This is a genomic window from Kitasatospora putterlickiae (genome assembly GCF_039527695.1).
GTDB classification, from domain to species: domain Bacteria; phylum Actinomycetota; class Actinomycetes; order Streptomycetales; family Streptomycetaceae; genus Kitasatospora; species Kitasatospora putterlickiae.
This window is the reverse complement of sequence record NZ_BAAAKJ010000372.1, coordinates 19,032-19,327: the sequence shown is the minus strand read 5'-3', so window position 1 is coordinate 19,327 and position 296 is coordinate 19,032. Positions and strand designations below refer to the sequence as shown.

At 79.7% G+C, this 296-nt stretch carries 1 pseudogene; it reads right to left on the bottom strand.

What is annotated here, in order from left to right:
- Positions 1–20: 20 nt before the first annotated feature.
- Positions 21–296 (bottom strand): annotated as a pseudogene (locus ABD308_RS32990) (hypothetical protein); the annotation flags it as partial.

Genomic DNA, 296 nt, shown 5'->3' with positions numbered 1-296 from the left:
CGTGCCGGAAGCGCGCCGGGTCAGCCGGTGAGGCCCGGCAGCGGGAGGGTCTGGGTGAGCGAGCCGAGCGGGGTCTTGTCGAGGCCCGGCACGGTCGGCAGACCGGCCCGGTTCCCGGTGGCGCCGGGGGCCGGGGCGGCGGCCTGGCCCGCGGTCGGGGCGAGGCTGCCGAGGGTGCTGCTGACCTTGTCGGCGACCGGCAGCTTGCCCGCGGCGTCGGTGAGGGCGCTGGTGGCGGCCGGGTTGGTCAGCAGGTTGGTCGGGAGCCCGAGACCACCGGCGGCGGCGGGGGCGGC